The following is a 23,701-nucleotide window of genomic DNA, read 5'->3' on the forward strand; positions in this document are numbered from 1 at the left end:
TCAGACCAGCTCTTTCATCCGGTGCCAGAGCATACCCAGGGCCAGCAGTGGCGAGCGCAGGTGTTTGCCGCCAGGGAAGGTCATGTGCGGCACTTTGGCGAACAGGTCGAAGCCGCTGCTGGCCTGACCAGCGATGGCCTCGCCGAGTAGCTTGCCGGCCAGGTGCGTGGCGTTGACGCCATGGCCCGAGTAGGCCTGAGCGTAATAGACGTTGGGCTGTTCCTTGAGGCGGCCGATCTGCGGCAGGCGGTTGGCACCAATGCCGATCATGCCGCCCCACTGATAGTCGATCTTCACGTCTTTCAGGTGCGGGAAGACTTCCAGCATTTTCGGTCGCATATAACCGGCGATGTCCGCAGGATCGCGACCGGAATAGTGGCAGGCGCCGCCAAACAGCAGGCGGCGGTCGGCGGACAGGCGGTAGTAATCCAGGGCCACGCGCTGGTCACACAGCGCCATATTCTGCGGAATAATCGCCCGCGCTTCGGCTTCGGACAGCGGTTCGGTGGCAATCACGTAGCTGCCGGCGGGTAGCACCTTGCCGCCCAGGTTGCTGTTCAGGCCATTCAGGTAAGCGTTGCAGCCGAGCACCAGGGTGGCGGCGCGCACCACGCCCTGAGCGGTGTGCACCTTGACCTCGCTGCCGTAGTCGATGCGCGTCACTGACGAGTTCTCGAACAGTTGCACGCCCAGGCTCTGCGCTGCGGCGGCTTCGCCGAGGGCCAGGTTGAGCGGGTGCAGGTGGCCGGAACCCATGTCGATCATGCCGCCGACATAGCGATTAGAGCCGACCACTTCATGCATCTGCTCCGGTTGCAGCAGGCGCATTTCATGGCGATAGCCCAGCTGCTTGAGTTCGGCCATGTCCTCGGCGAAGTCGTCGAGATGGCTGGGTTTGTTGGCCAGGTCGCAGTAGCCCCAGGTCAGGTCGCAATTGATGTTGAACTGCTCGATACGCTGGCGGACGATTTCCACCGCTTCCAGGCCCATCAGTTTCAGTTCGCGCACGCCTTGTGCGCCAATCACCGATTCAAATTGCTCCACACCATGGCCGACGCCGCGAATCAGCTGGCCGCCGTTGCGCCCGCTGGCGCCCCAGCCAATCTTGTGCGCTTCCAGCAGCACTACCGAGAGGCCTTTTTGCGCCAGCTCAATGGCCGTATTAAGGCCGGAAAAACCACCACCGACGATGCACACATCGGCGCGTAACTCACCGCCCAGAGCGGGATAGTCGAGTTGGCGATTGGCGCTGGCGGCGTAATAGGAGTTGGCGTGCTGGCTGCTGTGAACCGGCTGGTGAACGCGGGCGTTCATGTGTGGAATCCTGATTATTGTGTTTGGAAAATTTTACGAAGCATAAGCGTGGGATTTGCCAAACGCCAAGAGGCAATCGCGAAATAAGCGGATTTTCGTCGGTTAGCCCCGGTCCTTGCCGCGCTTCAACTCTGGCGCGGTTACTATGCCGGCCTGTGTTTCAGGATCACGCCCATGAGTTGCACCAGCCGCAAGATCGACCAGCTGCGTTTGCAGATTCCCAGTTTCGCCTGCGTGCCGGGTTGTCACGATTGCTGTGGCCCGGTCACCGCGTCATCCGAGGAAATGGCGCGGCTGCCGGTGAAGAGCGATGCCGAGCACGACGCTGCGCTGGCTGAGTACAACTGCGTACACCTCGGCCCGCAAGGGTGCACGGTGTATGACCAACGCCCGCTGATCTGCCGCCTGTTCGGCACCACGTCCAGTCTGCCGTGCCCGCGCGGCCAAGGGCCGGAGCAACTGACCGAGCCGGCAGTGGAAAGGCAGGTGCATCGGCTGATCGCTACCACCCGCCAAGTATTGGTTTAGGGTGCGCTGTGCGCACCGCGGGGCAATCACTGTGGTGCGCACGGTGCACCCTACGGTCTACTCCGCGATTGGCAGGCTGAGGCTCTCTTTCACTTCTTCCATGACGATGTACGACTTCGACTCGCGCACGTGCGGCAGCTTGAGCAGGATGTCGCCGAGCAGCTTGCGGTAGCTGGCCATCTCATTGATCCGCGCCTTCACCAGGTAATCGAAGTCACCGGACACCAGGTGGCACTCCAGCACGTGCGGCAGCTTCAGCACAGCGCGGCGGAATTCCTCGAAAGTGTCGCCGGACTTGTAGTCCAGACTGATCTCGACAAACACCAACAGGCTGGCCTTGAGTTGCTGCGGATTGAGCCGGGCGTTGTAGCCCATGATGATGCCTTCGCGCTCCAGACGGCGGACGCGTTCGGTGCAGGGGGTGGTCGACAGACCGACTCGCTCGCCCAGCTCGGTAAAGCTGATGCGCCCATCTTCCTGCAGGATACGCAGGATATTGCGGTCGATCTTGTCCAGTTCGCGACGGCTTTGATGCTGGGTGCGCATGGTGGATACACCTCTATATAAGGCGATATTGCCAAGATTTGTCGCCAAATATAGCTATTTATATAGTGAAAAGCACTGGTGATCTCTTCCTATACTGCGCCTCATAGTGGTCTCAAGAATTATCCGTCGCGCTGGGCGCGGCGAGGAGAGCGTCATGCGGGTTCTGGTTCTCGGCAGCGGTGTGATTGGTACAGCCAGTGCGTATTACCTGGCGCGTCAGGGCTTTGAAGTGGTGGTGGTCGACCGGCAGAACGCCCCGGCCATGGAAACCAGCTTCGCCAATGCCGGCCAGGTATCCCCTGGCTACGCCTCGCCCTGGGCCGCGCCGGGCGTGCCGCTGAAAGCCATCAAGTGGCTGCTGCAAAAGCACGCGCCGCTGGCGATCAAGGCCACCGCCGATATCGACCAGTACCTGTGGATGGCACAGATGCTGCGCAACTGCACTGCCAGCCGTTACGCGGTGAACAAGGAGCGCATGGTGCGGCTGTCCGAGTACAGCCGCGACTGCCTCGACGAGCTGCGTGCAGAAACCGGCATTGCCTACGAGGGCCGCAGCCTGGGCACCACCCAGCTGTTCCGCACCCAGGCGCAATTGGATAACGCGGCGAAAGACATTGCCGTACTCAAGCAATCCGGTGTGCCATATGAGCTGCTCGATCGCGCCGGCATCGCCCGCATCGAACCGGCCCTGGCTGCGGTCACCGACAAACTGGCCGGCGCGCTGCGTCTGCCGAATGACCAGACCGGCGATTGCCAGCTGTTCACCCGCAAACTGGCCGAGATGGCCAAGGCGCTGGGCGTGGAATTCCGCTTCGGCCAGAACATCCAGCGTATCGACGCCGTGGGCGATCGGGTCAATGGCGTGTGGATCGACGGCAAGCTGGAAACCGCTGATCGCTACGTGCTGGCGCTTGGCAGCTTCAGCCCGCAATTGCTCAAGCCGTTGGGCATCAAGGCACCGGTGTACCCACTCAAGGGTTATTCGCTGACCGTGCCGATCACCAATGCGGCGATGGCACCGACTTCGACCATTCTCGATGAAACCTACAAGGTAGCGATCACCCGGTTTGACAACCGCATCCGCGTCGGTGGCATGGCGGAAATCGCCGGCTTCGACCTGAGCCTCAACCCGCGTCGCCGCGAAACCCTGGAAATGATCACCGCCGATCTTTACCCGCAAGGCGGCGATCTGCGCCAGGCCGAATTCTGGACCGGCCTGCGTCCGGCCACCCCGGACGGTACGCCGATTGTCGGTGCCACCGGCTTGCGTAATTTGTTCCTCAACACCGGTCACGGCACACTGGGCTGGACCATGGCCTGCGGCTCCGGTCGCCTGCTTGCCGATCTGATGGCGAAAAAGCGTCCGCAGATCAGCGCCGAAGGCCTGGATATTTCCCGTTACAGCCGTTCCCAGGAGAGTCACAAGCATGTCAGTACAGCGCCTGCACACTGAAAGCCGCTACAGCGAAATCGTCATCCATAACGGCACGGTCTACCTGGCCGGCCAGCTGGCGGACGACTACAGCGGCGACATCGTGCAGCAAACCCGCGAAACCCTGGCCAACACCGACCGCCTGCTGGCCGAGGCTGGTAGCGACAAGTCGAAGATTCTCTCCGTGACCATCTACTTGAAGGACATGGAGCGCGACTACGCCGGCCTCAATCAGGTCTGGGATGCTTGGGTCGCGCCTGGTGCTGCGCCCGCGCGGGCCTGCGTCGAGGCGAAGATGTACAAGCCAGAAGTGCTGGTGGAAATGATGATCGTGGCCGCTCTGTAAGTCGGCCCATCCCGTTTGCGATAAGTGTTTGCCCGGCCATCACACCGGGCTTTTTTAACTGTGAAAACTGCTGATAGCCGAGAACGTCATGCGTCCTGCCCGCGCCCTGATCGACCTGCAAGCCTTGCGTCACAACTACCAACTGGCCCGCGAGGTCAGCGGCGCGCGCGCCCTGGCGGTGATCAAGGCGGATGCTTACGGCCATGGCGCGGTGCGTTGTGCCCAGGCGTTGCAGGAGCAGGCCGATGGTTTTGCCGTGGCCTGTATCGAGGAAGCGCTGCAACTGCGCGAGGCCGGTATTCGTGGGCCGATCCTGTTGTTGGAAGGGTTCTTCGAGGCTGACGAATTGCCGCTGATCGAGCAGCACGAACTGTGGTGCGTGGTGCATTCGCTGTGGCAGCTGGAGGCGATTGAGCGCAGCGCGGTACGTGGCCCGCTGACCGTCTGGCTGAAGCTGGACAGCGGCATGCATCGCGTCGGCCTACACCCGGCCGATTACCAGGCGGCCTATCAGCGCCTGCTGGCCAGCGGCAAGGTGGCGAAGGTTGTGCTGATGAGCCATTTCGCCCGTGCCGACGAGCTGGACTGCCCGCGCAGTGCTGAGCAGTTGGCGGTGTTTGAGCAGGCGCGCCAGGGCATTGTTGCTGAGGTCAGCCTGCGTAATTCGCCAGCCGTATTGGGCTGGCCGAGCGTACCGAGCGACTGGGTGCGCCCTGGCATCATGCTCTACGGCGCCACCCCGTTCGAGCAGGCGCAGGCCGTGGCGGCGCGCTTGCAGCCGGTGATGACCCTGGAATCGAAGATCATCAGCGTGCGCGAACTGCCGGTTGGCGAGCCCGTGGGCTATGGCGCGCGGTTTGTCAGCGAGCGGCCGACCCGTGTCGGCGTGGTTGCCATGGGTTACGCCGACGGCTACCCGCGCCATGCGCCAACCGGCACGCCCGTGGCCGTGGACAGCCAACTGACCCGCCTGATCGGCCGGGTGTCGATGGACATGCTCACCGTTGATCTCACCGATTTGCCGCAAGCCGGGCTGGGCAGTCGGGTCGAACTCTGGGGCAAACAGGTGCTGGCCAGCGACGTAGCCACCCAGGCGGGCAGCATTCCCTATCAGCTTTTCTGTAACTTGCGGAGAGCGCCGCTGCTCTATCTCGGGAACTAGCGGCCCAGCTGTAGACGAGTTTGAACGCGAGTGTTGTAAATTCCGAACGCTATGCCATGATACGGCGACATTTCCGTATCTATCCCAAGGGGGACTCCAGCATTGGACGTCGGTGCTCGACTGCAATCCATTCGCAAACTCAAAGGCCTTTCCCAGCGTGAACTCGCCAAGCGGGCGGGCGTCACCAACAGCACCATTTCGATGATCGAGAAGAACAGCGTAAGCCCTTCGATCAGTTCGTTGAAAAAGGTGCTGGCGGGTATTCCCATGTCATTGGTGGAGTTTTTCTCCCTGGACGTGGAGCAGGATAGCCAGGCCCAGGTGGTCTATCGGGCCGCCGAACTCACCGATATCTGCAGCGGCGCCATCACCATGAAACTGGTGGGCAAGGCGCATCCCAGCCGGGCTATTTCCTTCCTTGATGAAACCTATCCGGCGGGCACCGACACCGGTGACGAAATGTACGCCCACGAAGGCGAAGAGGCCGGCATGCTGGTCGAAGGCAAGCTGGAGCTGACCGTTGGCGACGAGGTGTTTATCCTCGAACCGGGCGACAGCTACTACTTCGAGAGCAGCAAGCCGCATCGTTTCCGTAATCCGTTCGAGCAGCCGGCCCGCTTGATCAGTGCCACTACGCCGGCCAATTTCTAAATAACCCTGCGACAATCTGGGTTGTTTCGGCCGGCACGGCTTGCCGTTATACTGTCGCCCGCTCGCGAAACCGTGGCCGCGAGCGTGACTAGCCACGAAGAGGGTGTACCGTGAACCTGATTAAAAAGATCCTGGTAGCACCGGCTACCGTATTGGCCCTGTGGGCAGTGACTGCTCAGGCCACGACCGACGACGCCATTGCCGAGCGCCTCAAGCCGGTCGGCCAAGTCTGTGTAATGGGTGAGGAATGCAAGGGCGTGGGTGCTGTAGCAGCCACTGCTGGTGGCGCGGCGCGTACGGCCGACGACATCATTGCCAAGCACTGCGGTGCCTGCCACACCCCGGGTATTCTGGGCGCGCCGAAAATTGGCGACACAGCTGCCTGGAAAGAGCGTGCTGACCACCAGGGCGGCCTCGACGGCATCCTGGCCAAGGCGATTTCCGGTATCAACGCCATGCCGCCGAAAGGCACCTGCGCCGACTGCTCGGATGACGAGCTGCGTGCTGCAATTCAGAAGATGTCTGGCCTGTAAGACGCCCGACGCTGCAGTAAAAAAGCCGCCTATTCAGGCGGCTTTTTTGTGCGCAAGAGAAATTGCGGAGGGCAATTTCTCGTGGTCAGTGGTGATTAATCAATAAAACTGACCTGGCCATCCTTGAGTGACTCGATACGCGCCAGCGACTCGACTCGGTAGCCCTGCGCATCCAGTTCGGCGCGGCCGCGCTGGAAGGACTTCTCGATAACCACGCCGATGCCGGCGATGCTGGCGCCGGCCTGGCCGATCAGGTCGATCAGGGCGCGGGCAGCATGGCCGTTGGCCAGGAAGTCGTCGATTAGCAGCACATGGTCGTGGGCGCCCAGGTGTTTGGCTGAGATGGCCAGGGTGCTTTCGGTCTGCTTGGTGAAGGAAAACACCTTGGAGATGTACAGGTTGTCTTTCAGCGTCAGCGACTGGTACTTGCGCGCGAAGATCACCGGTACACCCAGCTCCAGGCCGGCCATTACCGCCGGGGCGATACCCGAGGCTTCGATGGTGACGATCTTGGTGATGCCCTGGCCGGCAAAGCGCTGGGCGAATTCGTGGCCGATCTGCTGCATCAGCGCCGGGTCGATCTGGTGATTGAGAAAGGCATCGACCTTGAGCACCTGCTCCGAGAGCACGGTGCCTTCCTCGCGAATCTTCTGTTTCAGCGCTTCCACGCGGTTACCCTCGTCGTTCTTTCTGATGCCCGGTCTGCGCCGGGATGTAATGGTGCAGCGTAGCGCGGATGCAGGCGGTGACGGAATACGCCTGGCCTACGCCCACGCGGGGTTGTGGGTCATTTTTTTAACAGGGCGCGCATATTGGCCAGGGCTGAGTTGCCGGTGGCGGCCTTGACCTCCGGTGCGGCGTCTTCCAGGCCTTCCCATACCAGATCTTCAGGCGGCAGTTCATCGAGAAAACGGCTCGGCGAGCAGTCGATGATCTCGCCGTACTGTTTGCGCTTGGCGGCGAAGGTCATGGTCAGGTTGCGTTTGGCGCGGGTGATGCCGACGTAGGCCAGGCGCCGCTCTTCCTCGACCGTATCGGCCTCGATGCTGGAGCGGTGGGGAAGAATTTCCTCCTCCACGCCGAGGATGTACACCGAGGGGTACTCCAGGCCTTTGGAGGCGTGCAGGGTCATCATCTGCACGCCCTCGGCACCTTCTTCCTCTTCCTGCTGGCGTTCGAGCATGTCACGCAGCACCAGTTTGCCGATGGCGTCCTCGATGGTCATCTCGCCGTCTTCGTCGCGCTCCAGGGTATTTTTCAGTGCCTCGACGAGGAACCAGACGTTGCCCATGCGCGCGTCGGCGACCTTGTCGCTGGAGGCGTTCTGCCGCAGCCAGTTCTCGTAGTCGATGTCCATCACCATGCTGCGGATGGCGGCAATCGGGTCGTTCTGCGCGCACTCCTGGCGCACCCGATCCATCCATTTGGTAAAGCGTGCCAGGCGTTCGGTGTAGCGCGCATCCAGCTGCTCACCTAGGCCGATTTCGCCGGCGGCGGCGTACATGCTGATCTTGCGATTGGTGGCGTAGTTGCCGAGCTTTTCCAGGGTGGTCGAGCCGATCTCGCGGCGCGGCACGTTGATCACCCGCAGGAAGGCGTTGTCATCGTCCGGATTAACCAGCAGGCGGAAGTAGCTCATCAGGTCCTTCACCTCCTGGCGGGCGAAGAAGCTGGTGCCGCCCGAGAGGCGATAGGGAATCTGATGGTGCTGCAGTTTCAGCTCCATCAGCTTGGCCTGGTAGTTGCCGCGGTAAAGGATGGCGTAATCGCTGTAAGGGCGCTGGGTGCGCAAGTGTTCGGTGAGGATTTCCAGGGCCACCCGTTCGCACTCGGCGTCTTCGTTGCGGCAGCGGATCACGCGGATCTCGTCGCCCATGCCCATCTCGCTCCACAGCTGTTTCTCGAAGGCATGCGGGTTGTTGGCAATGAGGATGTTGGCGCATTTCAAGATGCGGCTGGTGGAGCGGTAGTTCTGCTCCAGCATCACCACCTTGAGCGAGGGGTAGTCCTCTTTCAGCAGCATCAGGTTTTCCGGGCGCGCGCCACGCCAGGCGTAGATCGACTGGTCGTCATCGCCGACCACGGTGAACTGGTTGCGCATGCCCACCAGCATCTTCACCAGCAGGTATTGGCTGGCGTTGGTGTCCTGATATTCGTCGACCAGCAGGTAGCGGATGCGGTTCTGCCATTTTTCCAGGATGTCGGCGTGCTCCTGAAACAGCATCACCGGCAGCAGGATCAGGTCGTTGAAGTCCACCGCGTTGTAGGCCTTGAGCGTGCGCTGGTAGTGCAGGTAGACAATGGCGGCGGTCTGCTCCTTGGGGTTGCGCGCGTTAGCCAGCGCCTGTTCAGGCAGGATCAGGTCGTTCTTCCAGCTGTCGATGTAGTTCTTGATCTCGTCCGCACCGTCATCACCGGCATATTCCTTCTGCATGATGTCGGTGAGCAGCGCCTTGATATCGCCGTCATCGAAGATCGAGAACCCCGGCTTGTAGCCCAGGCGTGCGTACTCCTTGCGGATGATGTTCATGCCCAGGTTGTGGAAGGTCGACACCGTCAGGCCGCGCGCCTCGGGGCCTTTAAGCAGGCTGCCGACGCGTTCTTTCATCTCGCGTGCGGCCTTGTTGGTAAAGGTCATGGCGACAATGTGGCGAGCCTGGATGCCACAGTTCTGCACCAGGTGGGCGATTTTGCGGGTAATCACGCTGGTCTTGCCGGAGCCTGCACCGGCGAGCACCAAAAGTGGGCCGCCGACATAGTTCACGGCTTCCTGCTGCCGGGGGTTCAGTCGGGACATTCGATCAATCGTCAGGGGGAATGGGCGCGCATTTTAACAGGCCTGAGGCTTTCTGCCGTGACCATCTGGAAGTGTGTCGCAGCGCACATAATGGCGCGGTGCCAGGCTTGGCTAATTTGTGTATTCCAGTACTCTGGTGCCACTTTCGGGTCCTTGCCATGCCGCAGGGCGCGCGCCACTGACACAAGGATGTGCGTGATTAGACGTCGATTACGACGCATCCTAGCGGGTTCAAAGCTCTTTATTTGTGCAGTGGGGGAAGTTGTTTGTCCGCGTTCGTCGAACCATTACGGTTGCTTTTGCTGGCGGAAACGCCGGGTTGGGCGCAGTTGTTGCGCGAGCGCCTGAGTGCGCTTGGCAGTGGCTATGCACTGATCACTGCACCGTCCTGGGAGGCGGCCAGCGCGCTGTTCGATAAGCCCAGTAACGCCCTGCTGCTGACTACCCCGCGTTATCTGCCCGCTTCCGGGCGCTGTTCCCTACCCATTGTCCTGCTGCTGGATGCCGAGCCTGAAACCGAGCCTGAGGGCGTGTGCGACTGGCTGGTGCGCGACCAGCTCAGCGCCGAAGTGTTGCGCCGCTGTCTGCGCTATGCGCGCGAACGCGGCAACCTCAACGACACCCTGCATCGCCTGGCCGAACAGGACGCGCTGACCGGCATCGCCAACCGCCAGGGCTTCCAGACCCTGCTGGCCGCACGCCTGGCTGAATACAAAGGCCGCGGCCTGACCCTGGGTCACCTCGATCTGGACAATTTCCGGCATGCCAACGATGCCCTGGGCTATCAGGGGGGCGACAGCCTGATTCTGCAGGTGGTGGCGCGGATCAAGGCGCAGTTGCAGGCCGGCGACCAGGTGGCGCGCCTGGGCAGCGATGAATTTGCCCTGCTGCTCGACAGCCGCCGCGATCCGCAGCGCGCCGAGCGTCTGGCGGCGCAGATTGTCGAAGCCATAGGCGAGCCTTACTGGATTGATGGTGAAAGCCTGCTGATCGGTTGCAGCCTGGGTCTTGCGCATTCGCGCGCCGAGAGCAGCGCCGACCCGCTGATGTGGCATGCGCATATCGCCATGCAGCAGGCCAAGAGCCAGCAGGGCTGCACCTTTCATATCTACGACGAGCGGATCAACCGCAGTGCGCGCAACCAGGCCGATCTGGAAAGCGAGTTGCGCCGCGCCCTGCGTCGCGACGAGCTGGAGCTGCACTACCAGCCACGCCTGTGCCTGCAAACCGGGCGCATTCTCGGCCTGGAGGCGCTGGTGCGCTGGCGCCACAGCGAACACGGCCTGCTGGCGCCCAACGAGTTTGTGCCGCTGGCCGAAGAGAGCGGGTTGATCGTGCCGCTCGGCTACTGGGTGATCAGCCGCGCGCTGCGCGATATGCAGTGGCTGCGCGGGCGCGGCCTGCCGGCGCTGCATATGGCGGTCAACCTGTCGTTTCGTCAGTTCCAGGACAGCCAGCTGTTGCCCACTCTCAGCCGCCTGATCGAAGAACGCGGCGTCGATGCGCAGTGGCTGGAGTTCGAGCTGACCGAAACCGCGGTGATGCGCCGCAGCGATCAGGTGCAGCAGACCATGCTGGCCCTTGGCCGCCTGGGCGTACGCTTCTCGCTGGACGATTTTGGCACCGGCTTTTCCTCCTTCGTGCACCTGAACAACCTGCCGATCACTCTGCTGAAGATCGACAAGAGCTTTGTCGGTGGTATGTGTGAGCGTTCGGAGAATCGGCAACTGGTGCGGGCGATGATCAACCTGGCGCACAACCTCAACCTGCAGGTGGTGGGCGAGGGCTTGGAGAATGCCGAACAACTGGCGCTGCTGCGCCAGTACGGCTGTGACCAGGTGCAGGGGTATCTGATCAGCAAGGCTCTGCCGCTCAACGAACTGGCGCGCTTTCTGGTGTTTGGCATGCGCCAGCCGCTGTTTGGTTTGAATAACGGCTGAACTGCTTGCTCCCCTCTCCCCCGAAGAGATGAAAGGACTGGTCGCGTCTGACTCAATCTAACTGAACCGTGCCCATCCCTCGGTCTGATACAACAAGGCCCGCTTTGTCTGCGAGCCTTGTCATTTGCGGGGTTACTGCGCGGCCTGGGCCTGGCGCTGTGCCAGTTTCTGCTGGCGGTAACTGATGGCGGCCGGAGCTACGGGGGTGACCTTGCCGGTTTCCAGCCAGCGCTTGAGGCGCGTGGCGTCGGCCATATGGGTGTATTTGCCAAAGGCATCCAGCACCACAAAGGCGACTGGGCGCTGGTTCATCACGGTGTTCATCACCAGGCAGCGACCGGCCTCGTTGGTGTAGCCGGTTTTGCTCAGCTGCACGCTCCAGTCGGCTTTGCGCACCAGGTTATTGGTGTTGCGAAAACCCAGGGTGTAGTTGGGTTTGCGGAATGCCTGGGTCTTCTCAGACGTGGTGGTGAACTGGCGGATCAGCGGGTACTGCTGTGCGGCCTTGAGCATCAGCACCAGGTCGCGGGCGCTGGAGACGTTATGTTCTGACAGCCCGGTGGGTTCGACAAAACGCGAGCTCTTCATGCCCAGGGCGCGGGCCTTGGCATTCATCGCCGCGACAAAGGCCGCATGACCGCCCGGGTAATGGTGCGCCAGGCTGGCGGCGGCGCGGTTTTCCGAGGCCATCAGGGCCAGCAGCAACATGTCGTGGCGGCTCAATTCGCTGCCCACGCGCACGCGGGAGAACACGCCGCGCATTTCCTGGGTATCGCGGATCATGATTGGCAGCTGCTGATCCAGCGGCAGTTTGGCGTCGAGGGTGACCATGGCGGTCATCAGCTTGGTTACCGAGGCAATCGGCACCACGCTGTCGGCATTGCGCTCGTAGAGCACCTGATTGGTCTGCAGGTCGACCAGCAGGGCGCTACCGGCGGCAAGGTCCTGTTGTTTGGCGGGGGCGGCCAGGGTATTCGATGCAACTACAACGCAGCTGCAGATCAGCAGCAGGCTTACTATCGATTGGCGGATTATCACGGGGCGCTTCACGGGCAGGTTGAGGGGTATGCAGCGGCGCTCAGTATACGGAAATCTGCGTCCGGGCTTGAGCGTTGCGCGCTTAAATCGTCATACACTCGCGCTATAGTGCGACCGCGTTTATTGCCGTGAGTTGCTCGCATGCCTGAATCGTCCGTACCGTCTGCGCCACCCGCCGTTAGCCTGCGTGAAGCCTTCTGGTTCTGGCTGAAACTGGGCCTGATCAGCTTCGGTGGGCCGGCTGGGCAGATCGCGATCATGCATCAGGAATTGGTGGAGAAACGCCGCTGGCTGTCCGAGCGGCGTTTTCTGCATGCGCTGAACTACTGCATGTTGCTGCCGGGGCCGGAAGCGCAGCAACTGGCCACCTATATCGGCTGGCTGCTGCACCGCACCTGGGGCGGGGTGATTGCCGGGGTGCTGTTCGTGCTGCCGTCGCTGTTTATCCTGATTGGCCTGTCCTGGCTGTATATCGTCTATGGCGATGTGCCGCTGGTGGCGGGAATCTTCTACGGGATCAAGCCGGCGGTGACCGCCATTGTCATGCAGGCGGCCTGGCGCATCGGCTCGCGGGCGCTGAAAAACAACTGGCTGTGGGGCATTGCCGGCGCGTCCTTTGTCGCCATCTTTGCCCTTAACCTGCCGTTTCCCCTGATCGTGATCGGCGCCGCGTTGCTCGGTTATCTCGGTGGCCGCCTGTTACCCCAGCAGTTCAGCCTGGGCGGCGGGCATGCAGCGGCGGATGTGAGCTACGGCCCGGCGTTGATCGACGATGACAGCCCGCCGGCGCCGCACACGCGCTTTCGCGCCTCGCGCCTGGCGCTGCTGCTGGCGGTGGGGGCGCTGCTCTGGTTACTGCCGATGGGCCTGCTGGCCTGGCTGTACGGCTGGGATGGCACGCTGACGCAGATGGCCTGGTTCTTTACCAAGGCAGCGCTGCTGACCTTCGGCGGCGCTTATGCGGTGCTGCCGTACGTCTACCAGGGTGCCATCGGCCATTACGGCTGGGTGACGCCGACGCAGATGATCGACGGCCTGGCCCTGGGCGAAACCACGCCGGGGCCGCTGATCATGGTGGTGGCGTTCGTGGCCTTTGTCGGTGCTTATCTGCAGCCGGTGTTCGGCGGCGATTCGGGCTTTGTCAGCGGGGCAGTGGCGGCGGCGCTGGTCACCTGGTTTACCTTTCTGCCGTCCTTTCTGTTTATCCTCGCCGGCGGGCCGCTGGTGGAGTCGACCCACGGCGAGCTGAAGTTCACCGCACCGCTGACTGCGATTACTGCGGCAGTGGTCGGGGTGATTCTGAATCTGGCGCTGTTCTTTGCCTATCACGTGCTCTGGCCGCAGGGCTTCGAAGGGGCCTTCGACTGGCCGTCGGCACTGCTTGCCGTGGCGGCTGCGCTGGCGCTGCTGCGCTTCAAACGTGGGGTGATGGAAGTGCTGCTGGTGTCGGCGCTAGCCGGGTTGGCGGTGTATCTGCTGCGTTGAAGTCGCGCGCCCGCTGTCGAGGCAACGGGCGCGTTAGGTGCTATAGAAACCAGCGGTATTCCCGCGCACTGACTTCCTGCATAAAGGCCAGATGATCCTGGCGCTTGTTCTCGCAGTAAACCATGACGAACTCACTGCCCAGGCCCTGGTTGACCACCGGGTGGTCGCGCATGGCGCTGACGGCGCTGAGCATGTCCTGGGGGAAGTCGATGCCGCTCTGACGGTTTTCGTTGAGTGGGGCAATCGGCTCCTTACCGGCATCCAGGCCGTGTTCCATGCCGGTGAGGATCGCCGCCAGCACCAGATAGGGATTGGCATCAGCGCCAGCCAGGCGGTGTTCGATGCGCAGGTTCTTGCCGTCCGATTCGGGGATGCGGATGCATGCATCGCGGTCCTCGAAGCCCCAGCTGGCGCGGCTGGCGGCATTGACCATGGCGCCGTAGCGGCGGAAGGCGTTGTGGTTGGCGGCGAAGATCGGCATGCAGTGCGGCAGCAACTCCAGGCAGCCGGCCACCGCATGGCGCAGCGGGCGTTGTTCGTCGGCGGCCAGCAGGTTGTTGCCTGCGGCGTCATACAGGCTGACGTGCACATGCATGCCGCTGCCCGGCGCGTGCAGGTAGGGTTTGCTCATAAAGCTGGCACGCTGGCCGTGCTTGAGCGCCACACCACGGGTGCTGCGGCAGAATAGGGCGGCCCAGTCAGCAGCACGCAGGCCGTCGTCGCAGTGGCCGAAGTTGATCTCGAACTGGCCGGGGCCGAGCTCGGCGGTGATCACGTTGGCATCGATGCCCTGCTCATTGGCGGCGTCGACGATCTCATGCAGCACATCGGCAAAGCGTGACAGGCGCTCAATGTGCATGTTCGGCTGGTCGTCTTCATCGCCGCACAGCGGGTCGCGTGGGAACTGCGGCAGGCCGTCCTTGAGCGCGCGGTCGAACAGGTAGAACTCCAGCTCGAACGCCACCACCGGGCGAATGCCGCGCGCGGCCAGGCGCTTGAGCACGCGGGCGAGCACTTCACGCGGTTCGAACTCGATTGGTGCTTCAGTGCCATCGGAGCTGATCAGCATCTGCCCCAGCGGCTGGCTTTCCCAGCGTACCGGCTTGAGCGTGCCGGGAATCAGCCGGCGTGGCGCGTCCGGGTCGCCGTCGTTGAAGCAGTAATCGCCAATCGGATGCAGGCCGCCCTGCACGCCGAGCAGCACGCAGTTCTGCGGGATTTTCAGCGGGCTGCCGGCGGCGACCTTCTCGAGCATATCGATGGGGTAGCGCTTGCCGTAGAAATGCCCGGGTATATCCAGGCTGATCAGGTCGACATAGCGCACCGCGGGGTGGGCGCTGCGAAAGGCGCGGACTTCGCTGAGCAGGTCGGGGAATGCTGTTGTTATTGTCATGGTGGTATCTGCGCGGATCAGGTGAAGATCCAGAGCACTCGTGTGGGTAAGTCGGTGAGGTTGGCGTAGCGAAACTGTGCGTGCGGCGGCAGCTGGAAGCTGTCATTCGGGCCGAGTGTGACTGGCTCGGCGGCGTCGCCGTACCAGATCGTCAGCTCGCCTTCGAGGACAAAACCGCCTTGCTCGGAGCTGTCGTTCAAGTGCCCGTCGCCGCTGGTAGCGCCCGGGTCCAAACGGCTTTCGAGCATGGAGAAGCCGCCGGCCATGGTCGGCGAGGCCAGTACATCGGTGATGCCGCCCGCGTAATAGAGCGTGCGACGCTCGCCGGGGCGGGTGACCCAGGGCACGGCGCGCGGCTTGCTCAGGCTGTAGAAATAGGTGGTGGGTACGCCGAGGCTTTCGCTGATCGCGGTGAGGTCGGCCACGGTCGGGCGTGACAGGCCGCGCTCGACCTGCGAGAGAAAACCCACCGAACGGTCGATGCGTGCAGCCAGTTCACCGAGGGTGAGGTTCTTGTGCTTGCGCAGGTCGCGGATCAGGATCGCCAGACCTTCGACTTCTTCCTGCATATCCATTGAGTTTCCTTTGGCTACGGGGTGACAACCTGTAGGAGCCAGCTTGCTGGCGATCCGCGGCTTTAAAGCATCGCCAGCAAGCTGGCTCCTACGCGGATCGGGGCTGTCATCAAATGACGTCTCGCAGGCGATACCAGGCCTTGCCGACCGCCTCAATCGGCGCAGCGAGCAGATCGCCGCCGGGAAAGCGCGGGTTACTCAGGCCCTGGTACAGCTCAAGCAGGTCGGTATCGCCGAGGATCGCGTCGCTGACCGCACGGGCAGCGGCCAGGGTCGGCAGGATGCCGTGGCCGGAGAAGCCCTGCAGCCAGTACTTCTGCCCGCTACGGCCGACATCCGGGATGCGGTGCATGGTGCAGTCGATATGCCCGCCCCAGCCGTAGTCGATCTGCACGCCGCGCAGTTGCGGGAACACCCGCTCCAGATAGGGCCGGGTGGCCGCCGGCACGTCCTTGGGGATGCCGCCCAGGTAGGTACAGCCGCCGCCGAACAGCAGGCGGTTGTCCGGGGTAACGCGGAAATAGTCGGGCACGAACTGGTTATCGATGGCGCAGGTGCCGCGCGGGAACAGCGAGCGCGCCAGCTCTGGGTCCAGCGGCGCGGTGGCGACCTGGTAGGAGCCGACCGGCAGCAGGCGTTTCGACAGTTGCGCATCGAGCTTGTCGATATAGGCGTTGCAGGCCAGTACCAGCAGATCGCTGCGAATCTCACCCTGTTCGGTGTGGGCCAGATAGCCGTCTGCCGTTTCTTGATAGCTCAGCGCCTTGCTCTGCTCGAAGATTTTGCCGCCGGCTTTCTCGATGGCATCGGCCAGGCCCTGAGCCAGTTTCAGTGGGTTGAGGTGGGCGGCGCCGCTGTCGTGCAGGGCGGCCAGGTAGCGCGGGCTGGCAATCCACTGTGGCAGTTCGTCCTTGGCGATAAAACTCAGCTGCGTGTAGCCGTATTTCTGCTCGGCTTCTTCCAGGCTGTCCTGCAACTGGCGCACGCGGCGCGGCAGCACGGCGGTGTAGATCGCGCCCGTGCGGTAGTCGATATCGAAGCTGTGCCGCTCTGGCAGCTCGCGCATCTCCTCGGCGGCCCAGACCATGCTGTCCCACAGGCGGCGGGCGCGCTCCAGGCCCAGGGCTTTTTCGAACGGCGGCATGTCGCAGGACCAGCCCGGCAGCGCCTGACCACCATTGCGCCCGGAGGCTGCCCAGGCCAGGCGGCTGGCTTCCAGCAGCACCACCTTCTTGCCCGCCAGGGCCAGGCGCAGCGCTGTGTGCAGGCCGCTGAATCCCCCGCCGATAATCAGCACTTCACACTGCAACGCTTCCTGCAAACGCGGACGCAGCGGGATCGGCTCCGGGTAGGTGCCGGCGTAGTAGGTGCCGATATGCTGGGCGGAGTGTTTGAACATGGCGCGCCTCATGAAAATTTATTTAAATAATTTCATGAAAATCTACGCTATAAATTTCATAAAGCCAAGCGCAGTGACTCACCTGCCATACGCTGAACGCAGGCCAGGCCCTCTCTGCGCGGCTTAGTGCACCCGGTTACGCCCGCCGTGTTTGGCGCCATAGAGTGCGCGGTCAGCCTTATCCAGCAGGTCGTCGGCACTTGCAGGTGCATCGTCGGTGGAGGCGATGCCGGCGCTCAGGGTGACCGAAAATTGCTGGCCGCTTGCAATAAAGTGCAATTCGGCAAAGCGCTGGCGGATTTCATCGAGAATGCGCCTGGCCTGTTCGGCCGGGCAGTCCGGCAGCACCACCAGGAACTCTTCACCGCCATAGCGGCCCAGGCTGTCGATGCGCCGCAGGCGCTGGCGCAGCAGGTTGGCCAGGGCGCGGATGACGTTGTCGCCGGCGGCGTGGCCGTAGCTGTCGTTGACCTTCTTGAAGAAATCGATATCCAGCATGGCCACGCTGGCTGGCTGGCTTGCCGCTGCGCTGAGCGCGCTCCAGCTCGATAGCGGCCTGCTCCTTGATGTCGGCGTGCTTGAGCAGCCCGGTCAGGCTGTCGCGCGACAGCGCGTTGCTCAGCAGGCGCGCGCGCTGGGCGCGGGAGAATACCGCGGCGACCAGGGCGTTGTCGGAAATCGGTTTGGTAACGAAGTCGTCGCCGGCCTTGATCAGCGCGTTCATCTGCCGGGTGATGTCGGTTTCGGCCGACAGGTAGACGATGGGCACGCGCAGCCAGTCGTCGTTGAGGCGGATGATCTGCGCCAGCTCCGGGCCGGTACAGCCGGGCATGCTCACGTCCAGCAGCACCACTTCGGGATTGAAGCTGCGCATGCGGGTGAAGATTTCCGCCGGCTCATGAAGCATTTCCACCAGCATGTTGGCACCGCGCAGGATCAGGCTGAAACGGCTGGCCAATTCGCGGTCGTCATCGATGATCAGCACCCGGTAAGGCTCGCCGTGTTGCTGGGCGAAGCAGCGTTCCAGGCGGTTTTCCAGTTGCGGAATATCCACCGGTTTGGTGAAGAAGCCCAGGGCACCGACGCGCACGGCCTGCAGGTGGGTGGCGAAGTCGTCCTGGGTGGTGATCACCAGCAGCGGCAGCGGTTCGTCCAGGCGCTGTTGCAGGTTGGCGGCATATTCCAGGCCGGTGAGGGCCTCGTCAGGCAGGTTGACGTCAACGATCAGCGCGTCCGGCAGTTGCTGCTGCAGGGCGGCCTCGAGTTCGTCGATGCGGGTGAAGTGTTCGGCCTGGTAGCCAAAGTTGTTCAGCGTCAGGCGCATGTTTTCGCCAATCGAGCGCTGGTCTTCGAGGATGTAGATGCGCCGTGCCGAGCTGTTTGGCCGTGGGCTGTTGCGGCTGCTGCGCGTGGCGGGTTCCTGGCTGTGCTCGGCCTGGAACTGCTGGCGCGCCAGTTGCTGCAGGCTGCGGCTGAAATCCTGCAGGTTCTGTTGTTCCTGCTGCAGGGTTTCCAGCCACTGGTCGGCTGCCTGTTCCAGTTCACGGGCGCGCTGGCCGAGGCTGCTGAAGCCAAAGGTGCCGGCTGCGCCAGCCAGCTTGTGCAGCTGGTCGCGCAAGGTTTGCAGGTGCTGTTGTTGCTCCTGCGGATCGGCCGCGTGCTGCAAGCGTTCGGCATTGCGCCCAAGAGCCGGCAGTTCGTCTTGCAGGCGCTGGGCGAAGGCGCCGCTGAGTTGCTGCAGACGTTGCTGCAGCTCATCGGTGGGTGAGTGGCCTTTACTCATAAGCCTGACTCCAGATTTTGCGCACCTGGGCGGCCAGCTGCATGGGGTCGAAAGGTTTGATGATCACGTCACGCGCCCCCAGGCTGCGGTAATGGGCGATTTCTGCCGGCTGCACCTTGGCGGTCATAAAGGCCACCGGCACCTGGCTGATGTCGATCAGCCGGGCGATTCGCGCCAGGGTTTGCGGGCCGTCCATGTCCGGCATCATCACATCCAACAGGATAAAGTCCGGGGCGAAGCCCTGTAATTGATCCAGCGCATCCTGGCCGTTGGCGCAGCTGAGCACCTGAAAGCCGCCGACGGCTTCCAGGGCCAGCTTGGCCACGGCCTGGATCGAGGGGTCGTCTTCCACATGCAGAATACGTTGCAGCTCAGGCATGCCGAGGTTCCTCAGGGTTGGCCGGTAGCGCCAGATTAGTCAGTTCAAACCAGAAAGTCGCGCCGTGGCCGGGCTGTGAGTCGAAGCCGATGCGCCCGTCCATGCGCTCGATGATTTCCTTGCTGATGGCCAGACCCAGGCCGGTGCCGCCTTTCTGCCGGGTGTCGGTGGCGTCGGCCTGGGAGAATTTGCTGAAAATGCGCGGCTGGAAATTTTCCGGCACGCCGGGGCCATGGTCGCTGACGCTGACTCGCACGTATGCACCGTTTTGCGTCACGCGCACCTCCACAGCCTGGCCCTGGGGTGAGAACTTCGCCGCGTTCGACAGCAGGTTGGCCAGCACCTGAGCCAGGCGCAGACGGTCGACCTGAACCACGGCCGTGGTGGGTGGACCTTGCAGCGTGAGGCGCACATGCAGGTGGTTGGCGTACGGCTGGTTTTCTTCGATGGCTTGTTCCAGTAAGAGTTGCAGGGGCTCAGCCTGCAACTCGAAGAGCATCTTGCCGGCCACCAGTTTTTCCATGTCGAGCAGGTCGTTGATCAGCAGGTTAAGGCGCTGGCTGTTGTCCTGGGCGATTTGCAGCATCTGCTGCATGCTGGCCGGGACGCTGCCGAGTGCACCGCCGTTGACCAGGCCCAGCGAGCCGGCAATCGCGGTCAGCGGGGTGCGCAGTTCGTGGCTGACGGTGGAGACGAATTCGTTTTTCATCCGCTCGATGCGTTTGCGCTCCTCGATATCGCGGATCACCGCGATAAAGCGTCGTTCGCCCTGGTGGCTGATCTGCGAGATGGCCAGCTCGATGGTGAAGGTTTCACCGTTGTGGCGCATGGCGGTCAGTTCGATGTCCTTGCCGAGCATCTGCTGGATGCCGGTTTTCAGGAAGTGGCTGAGGTAGCGGGCGCGCATTGAACGCTGCGGTTCGGGCAGCAGCAGGGTGGCGCGGTGCCCGGAAACTTCCAGGTGGCTGTAGCCGAAGATGCGTTCGGCGGCGTGGTTGAAGGTTTCGATATAGCCCTGCTGGTCGATGGTGATGATCGCGTCGAGCACGTTATCGAGCAGAGTACGCAGGTAATCCTCGCGCTCGCGGATGGCCATTTCGGCGGCGATACGTTCGTTGAAGTCCTGAATCTGCACCACAAAGTGCACCGGCTTATCGTCGCTGTCACGCACCAGGGAGACGCTTAGCAGCACCCAGATGATCCGCCCCTGGCTGTCCAGGTAGCGTTTCTCCATCTGGTAGGAGCTGATCTCGCCGGCCAGCAACTCTTCGACGTTCTGCAGGTCGGTCTCCAGATCGTCGGGGTGGGTGATCTGCTGGAAGTCGCGGCAAAGTAGTTGCTCGCGGCTGTAGCCGAGCATCTCGCAGAGCACTTCGTTGACCTCCAACCACTGCCCTTGCAGCGACACCAGGGCCATGCCCTGGGGCGCGGTGCTGAAGGCGCTGCTGAAGCGTTGCTGGCTCAGGCGCAACTGGTCTTCCACGGCCTTGCGGTCGCTGATATCCCAGATAAACCCGGAAATCCATTGCAGCTTGCCGTCGCTGTCGTACTCGCCGCGACCTTTCTCGCGTACCCAGACGCTGTGGCCATCGGCGTGTTGCAGGCGGTAGGTCAGCTCGAAGGACTCCTGGCGCTCGACGGCGGCGACCGCGCGCAAGGTGATCAGGCGGTCATCTGGATGGATCACGCTGGCGAAGCTGCGCACGCGGTTGTTGATGAAGTCGTAGGCTGGGTAGCCGCTGAGCGCCTGGATTTCGTCACTGAGGTAGCTCATCGACCAGTCGGCATCGTTGCGGCAGCGGTACACCGCTCCCGGCAGGTTGGCGACCAGGCCACGGAAGCGGCTCTCGCTTTTTTGCAGGGCGCGGGTGGTCTGGTGCAGGTCGTTGATGTCGCTGGCGATGCCCAGGTAACCATTGATGGTGCCATTGAGGTCACGCATGGCGCTGACGGTGAGGTTGACGATGCGCGGTTCACCGTTCTTGCGCACATAGGTCCACTGACGGGTTTCCGGCTCGCCCTTGCTCGGGATGCAGGTGAACACGGCAAAACCGCTGATCTCGCGACCCTCCAGGCGACTGAGTTGCTGGCTGCGCGTCTGAATCTCTTCGTCGAGGTGAAACTGTGCCGGGCTGCACTGGCCGATCACTTGCGCGCTGCGGTAGCCGAGCAGGCGTTCGGCACCGGAGTTGAACAGGGTGATCAGGCCGTCGCGGTCGGTGGTGATGATGCTGACGCCCGTGGCGGAGTCGAGCACGGCCTGGAGAAAGCGCCGCGCCTCGCGGGTTTGCTCTTCATGTTGCAGGCGCTCCAGAGTGGCCCCGACCCAGCGGGCAAACAGGCGCAGGAACTCGCGGTCGGCTTCATCGAAGGGTTGGCTGCGGGCGCTGCTGGCGGCAAAGCACAGGGTGCCAAAGCACTGCCCGGCCACCCAGATACTCGAACCGATGTAGCTTTCCAGGGCAAACAGCGGGTAGCAGGGGTGGGCGGCATGCTCACTTTGACCCATGGCGCTGATGGCCAGCACATCGGGGCTGCGCAGGGTAATGCTGCAGTAGGTGTTGCCGAGCGCAAAGCATTGTTCGTCCTGCAGGCTGCCGGGTGGCGAAACCTGGACCTTGACCCGGTAGGTGTCGCCGTCAACCTGGCTGATGATACCGATTGGCATGCCATAGAACTCGGCCCCCAGTTGCAGGGCCTGACGCAGCTGGGCGTGGGTGCTCAGCTTGGGCAGCGCGGCAATTTCGTTGAGGGCATGCAGGGCGGCCTGCTGGCGCTGGATGTGCTGCTGGGTCTGTTCGCGCTGGCGGTCGCGACGTAACGCCTCAAGCAACTGGCCGAAGGTGGCCAGCAGGGGCTGCAGTTGGGTGGCGAAGTCGGCGCTGTAGCCGCCCTGGCGATTGGCCAGGCCGAGCATGCCGCAGAGTTCTCCGCTGGTGTGAATCGGCAGGCCGGCAAAGGCGTGCAATGGCGGATGGCCCGGGGGCAGGCCGGCACTGCCAGGGTGCTGCGCCGGTGCGTTGCTGATCAGCACCTGGCCGCTGCGGATGACCTGGCCAAACAGGCTGTCGAGGTTGCGAAACTCCAGGCCTTGCGTCGCATGGGCGTCGTAAAAGTCCTGACTGCTGGCATCCCAGGCGATATTGCTGATGGCAAAGGTACGCAGGTAGGGCGTGCCCTGTTCATCCGTGAGAATTTCACCAATAAAGCCGAATTGGCTGCCGGTGAGGTCGAGGATCCGTTTGAGCAGGGCGTCGAAGGCTTCACGCTGATTATCGGCATTGATGTAGGCGGCCTGTGCTTCGCTGATCAGGGCGAGCAAGTTGCGTGAGGCTTCGCTCTGCTGGTGTTTATCCTGCAACTCGGTGTGGTGCCGCTGCATCAGTGCCTGGCTGCTGTGGCGGGTGGCTTGCAGCAACAGCAACAAAAGCCCTTCGGCCGCCAGCCAGGCGAACAACCACTTGCTCAGCAGCCAGCGCTTCTCTTCCTGGTAGTGGTCATGCAGATCGCTGACATCGCGCCAGGTCAGGGCGATCGCGGTTGCCGCTGGCGTGCCGGCGCTGGGCTGGTAGCCGGGCAACAGCAACTGGTTGATCAGGTAGGTGTGGCCCTGGTCCTGCAGCAGTTTGTGGCTGTCGCCGGCAGCGGGGTCGGGAAGCAGGTGTTGGCTTTGCCAGTGCTGTACCTCAGGGCGCGAGAAGCCTTTGAGCTGCCAGCTGGACGCGCTGGGCGTGAGCAGGGCCACCCCGGCACCCAGCTCGCGGTCCAGCTGTTGCAGGCCATGGGCCAGGTTCAGGCTGACTTCCAGGGCGCCGACACTGACCGCGCCCTGTGGACCATCGACTTGCAGCGGCGTAATGGCGCGGATTACCAAGTTATCGTCGGCCAGCCCCAGGCCGGTGCGGCTGTTGGCATCCTGCAAGGCATCAAGGAGCATGCTGCGCTGTGCCTGCGGGCGGTCGCCGAAGTGCTCGGGTTGCTGTAGGCGCAGCAACACTTCGCTGTTGCTCAGATACAGGTTGAGGTCGAACGGGTAGTGCGGTTGCAGGGTGCGCCAGCGCGGGGCGAGGCGGGTGAACAATTGTGCGCGAATGGCTTGTAGTGCCTGTGCTGAGGGCGTGGCGGCGCGCTCCAGGGGTGCCGCCTGGCGCAGCAGGTCGACCAGCCAGGCGTCGGCAGCGAGGGCCTGGGTCAGCAGCTGCGCCTGGTTCTCCAGATTCAGTTGCGCACTGCGCAGGGCCAGGCGTTGCAGCTCGTGCTGTTTGCTCAGTTGCAGGTGCCAGAGGGTTTCCCGCTCATTCAGGGCGACGCCGCCGAGCAGGGCAAAGAAGATCGCCAGGCCGAGGCTGCCGAGGCCGACGATCCAGCGGATCGTCGAGGGCTTTACGTCTGTGTGCATC

Annotated in this window: 18 protein-coding genes and 1 pseudogene; 8 read left to right on the forward strand and 11 right to left on the reverse strand. The window is 62.8% G+C overall.

From position 1 onward, the window contains the following. Positions 1 to 1,314 carry an NAD(P)/FAD-dependent oxidoreductase gene (locus ACSQ17_RS11830; protein ID WP_436068760.1) on the reverse strand — a complete coding sequence of 438 codons (1,314 nt, stop codon included), beginning with the start codon at positions 1,312 to 1,314 and terminating at the stop codon, positions 1 to 3. Positions 1,315 to 1,488: 174 nt separating this feature from the next. Here ACSQ17_RS11830 and ACSQ17_RS11835 point away from each other — a divergent pair, with 174 nt between their 5' ends. Beyond that, positions 1,489 to 1,842 (forward strand): YkgJ family cysteine cluster protein, encoded by a 354-nt coding sequence (locus ACSQ17_RS11835; RefSeq protein WP_233683248.1) that lies wholly within the window; start codon positions 1,489 to 1,491, stop codon positions 1,840 to 1,842. A 57-nt stretch (positions 1,843 to 1,899) separates the two neighbouring features. On the opposite strand, the gene ACSQ17_RS11840 is transcribed toward ACSQ17_RS11835, so the two are convergent. Continuing rightward, a complete protein-coding gene (locus ACSQ17_RS11840; protein WP_233683249.1) occupies positions 1,900 to 2,388 on the reverse strand; it encodes an Lrp/AsnC ligand binding domain-containing protein in 489 nt (162 codons plus the stop codon). A 154-nt stretch (positions 2,389 to 2,542) separates the two neighbouring features. On the opposite strand from ACSQ17_RS11840, the gene dadA reads away from it, so the two are divergent. From dadA to ACSQ17_RS11865, 5 genes are all read left to right on the forward strand, one after another. After that, the gene (gene dadA / locus ACSQ17_RS11845) at positions 2,543 to 3,841 is read left to right on the forward strand and encodes a D-amino acid dehydrogenase (RefSeq protein ID WP_233683250.1); all 1,299 of its coding nucleotides are present in this window, start codon (positions 2,543 to 2,545) and stop codon (positions 3,839 to 3,841) included. Next, entirely contained in the window at positions 3,816 to 4,166 is a 351-nt protein-coding gene (locus tag ACSQ17_RS11850) for a RidA family protein (protein ID WP_233683251.1), read from the forward strand. Before dadA ends, ACSQ17_RS11850 begins: the two co-directional genes overlap by 26 nt. Positions 4,167 to 4,254: 88 nt before the next feature. Then, the gene (gene alr / locus ACSQ17_RS11855; protein ID WP_436068761.1) at positions 4,255 to 5,328 is read left to right on the forward strand and encodes an alanine racemase; all 1,074 of its coding nucleotides are present in this window, start codon (positions 4,255 to 4,257) and stop codon (positions 5,326 to 5,328) included. Positions 5,329 to 5,430: 102 nt separating this feature from the next. Then, the gene (locus ACSQ17_RS11860; RefSeq protein WP_436068762.1) at positions 5,431 to 5,979 is read left to right on the forward strand and encodes a cupin domain-containing protein; all 549 of its coding nucleotides are present in this window, start codon (positions 5,431 to 5,433) and stop codon (positions 5,977 to 5,979) included. 110 nt (positions 5,980 to 6,089) lie between these two features. Then, positions 6,090 to 6,512 (forward strand): c-type cytochrome, encoded by a 423-nt coding sequence (locus ACSQ17_RS11865; protein ID WP_436068763.1) that lies wholly within the window; start codon positions 6,090 to 6,092, stop codon positions 6,510 to 6,512. A gap of 95 nt (positions 6,513 to 6,607) precedes the next feature. Here ACSQ17_RS11865 and ACSQ17_RS11870 read toward each other — a convergent pair whose 3' ends face one another. Beyond that, the gene (locus ACSQ17_RS11870; protein WP_436068764.1) at positions 6,608 to 7,180 is read right to left on the reverse strand and encodes a xanthine phosphoribosyltransferase; all 573 of its coding nucleotides are present in this window, start codon (positions 7,178 to 7,180) and stop codon (positions 6,608 to 6,610) included. 119 nt (positions 7,181 to 7,299) lie between these two features. Beyond that, complete coding sequence (rep, locus tag ACSQ17_RS11875; RefSeq protein ID WP_436068765.1) at positions 7,300 to 9,309, reverse strand: DNA helicase Rep; 2,010 nt, start codon at positions 9,307 to 9,309, stop codon at positions 7,300 to 7,302. Between the two features lie 266 nt (positions 9,310 to 9,575). On the opposite strand from rep, the gene ACSQ17_RS11880 reads away from it, so the two are divergent. Continuing rightward, the gene (locus ACSQ17_RS11880) at positions 9,576 to 11,249 is read left to right on the forward strand and encodes a putative bifunctional diguanylate cyclase/phosphodiesterase (protein WP_436068766.1); all 1,674 of its coding nucleotides are present in this window, start codon (positions 9,576 to 9,578) and stop codon (positions 11,247 to 11,249) included. A gap of 132 nt (positions 11,250 to 11,381) precedes the next feature. On the opposite strand, the gene pbpG is transcribed toward ACSQ17_RS11880, so the two are convergent. Then, the gene (gene pbpG, locus ACSQ17_RS11885) at positions 11,382 to 12,287 is read right to left on the reverse strand and encodes a D-alanyl-D-alanine endopeptidase (RefSeq protein ID WP_436068767.1); all 906 of its coding nucleotides are present in this window, start codon (positions 12,285 to 12,287) and stop codon (positions 11,382 to 11,384) included. Positions 12,288 to 12,428: 141 nt separating this feature from the next. Here pbpG and chrA point away from each other — a divergent pair, with 141 nt between their 5' ends. Further along, positions 12,429 to 13,772 (forward strand): chromate efflux transporter, encoded by a 1,344-nt coding sequence (chrA, locus tag ACSQ17_RS11890; RefSeq protein ID WP_233683260.1) that lies wholly within the window; start codon positions 12,429 to 12,431, stop codon positions 13,770 to 13,772. Between the two features lie 40 nt (positions 13,773 to 13,812). Here the strand turns inward: chrA and ACSQ17_RS11895 are convergent, their stop codons facing one another. The 6 genes and pseudogenes from ACSQ17_RS11895 to ACSQ17_RS11920 form a co-directional block, all read right to left on the reverse strand. Further along, the gene (locus ACSQ17_RS11895; RefSeq protein WP_233684488.1) at positions 13,813 to 15,159 is read right to left on the reverse strand and encodes a glutamine synthetase family protein; all 1,347 of its coding nucleotides are present in this window, start codon (positions 15,157 to 15,159) and stop codon (positions 13,813 to 13,815) included. 23 nt (positions 15,160 to 15,182) lie between these two features. Beyond that, positions 15,183 to 15,740, reverse strand: coding sequence for a helix-turn-helix domain-containing protein (locus tag ACSQ17_RS11900; protein ID WP_233683261.1), 558 nt, complete (start codon positions 15,738 to 15,740; stop codon positions 15,183 to 15,185). A 109-nt stretch (positions 15,741 to 15,849) separates the two neighbouring features. Next, positions 15,850 to 17,139 (reverse strand): NAD(P)/FAD-dependent oxidoreductase, encoded by a 1,290-nt coding sequence (locus ACSQ17_RS11905; protein ID WP_436068768.1) that lies wholly within the window; start codon positions 17,137 to 17,139, stop codon positions 15,850 to 15,852. Positions 17,140 to 17,262: 123 nt separating this feature from the next. Further along, positions 17,263 to 18,922, reverse strand: a pseudogene (locus ACSQ17_RS11910) (diguanylate cyclase). Next, a complete protein-coding gene (locus ACSQ17_RS11915; protein WP_436068769.1) occupies positions 18,915 to 19,301 on the reverse strand; it encodes a response regulator in 387 nt (128 codons plus the stop codon). Before ACSQ17_RS11915 ends, ACSQ17_RS11910 begins: the two are co-directional and overlap by 8 nt. Then, positions 19,294 to 23,700, reverse strand: a complete 4,407-nt coding sequence (locus tag ACSQ17_RS11920) for a PAS domain S-box protein (RefSeq protein ID WP_436068770.1) — start codon at positions 23,698 to 23,700, stop codon at positions 19,294 to 19,296. Before ACSQ17_RS11920 ends, ACSQ17_RS11915 begins: the two co-directional genes overlap by 8 nt. Between the last annotated feature and the right edge of the window lies 1 nt (position 23,701).

Origin of the sequence: Pseudomonas sp. LjRoot71, from assembly GCF_964253255.1 — a bacterium.
Taxonomy (GTDB): Bacteria; Pseudomonadota; Gammaproteobacteria; order Pseudomonadales; family Pseudomonadaceae; genus Aquipseudomonas.

Excerpts from the sequence above, each read along its gene's own strand:
- alr (WP_436068761.1), top strand. The coding sequence starts at position 4,255 with ATGCGTCCTGCCCGCGCCCTGATCGACCTGCAAGCCTTGCGTCACAAC.
- dadA (WP_233683250.1), top strand. The coding sequence starts at position 2,543 with ATGCGGGTTCTGGTTCTCGGCAGCGGTGTGATTGGTACAGCCAGTGCG.
- ACSQ17_RS11915 (WP_436068769.1), bottom strand. The coding sequence starts at position 19,301 with ATGCCTGAGCTGCAACGTATTCTGCATGTGGAAGACGACCCCTCGATC.
- ACSQ17_RS11840 (WP_233683249.1), bottom strand. The coding sequence starts at position 2,388 with ATGCGCACCCAGCATCAAAGCCGTCGCGAACTGGACAAGATCGACCGC.
- chrA (WP_233683260.1), top strand. The coding sequence starts at position 12,429 with ATGCCTGAATCGTCCGTACCGTCTGCGCCACCCGCCGTTAGCCTGCGT.
- ACSQ17_RS11835 (WP_233683248.1), top strand. The coding sequence starts at position 1,489 with ATGAGTTGCACCAGCCGCAAGATCGACCAGCTGCGTTTGCAGATTCCC.
- ACSQ17_RS11920 (WP_436068770.1), bottom strand. The coding sequence starts at position 23,700 with ATGCACACAGACGTAAAGCCCTCGACGATCCGCTGGATCGTCGGCCTC.
- ACSQ17_RS11905 (WP_436068768.1), bottom strand. The coding sequence starts at position 17,139 with ATGTTCAAACACTCCGCCCAGCATATCGGCACCTACTACGCCGGCACC.
- ACSQ17_RS11900 (WP_233683261.1), bottom strand. The coding sequence starts at position 15,740 with ATGGATATGCAGGAAGAAGTCGAAGGTCTGGCGATCCTGATCCGCGAC.
- ACSQ17_RS11850 (WP_233683251.1), top strand. The coding sequence starts at position 3,816 with ATGTCAGTACAGCGCCTGCACACTGAAAGCCGCTACAGCGAAATCGTC.
- rep (WP_436068765.1), bottom strand. The coding sequence starts at position 9,309 with ATGTCCCGACTGAACCCCCGGCAGCAGGAAGCCGTGAACTATGTCGGC.
- ACSQ17_RS11830 (WP_436068760.1), bottom strand. The coding sequence starts at position 1,314 with ATGAACGCCCGCGTTCACCAGCCGGTTCACAGCAGCCAGCACGCCAAC.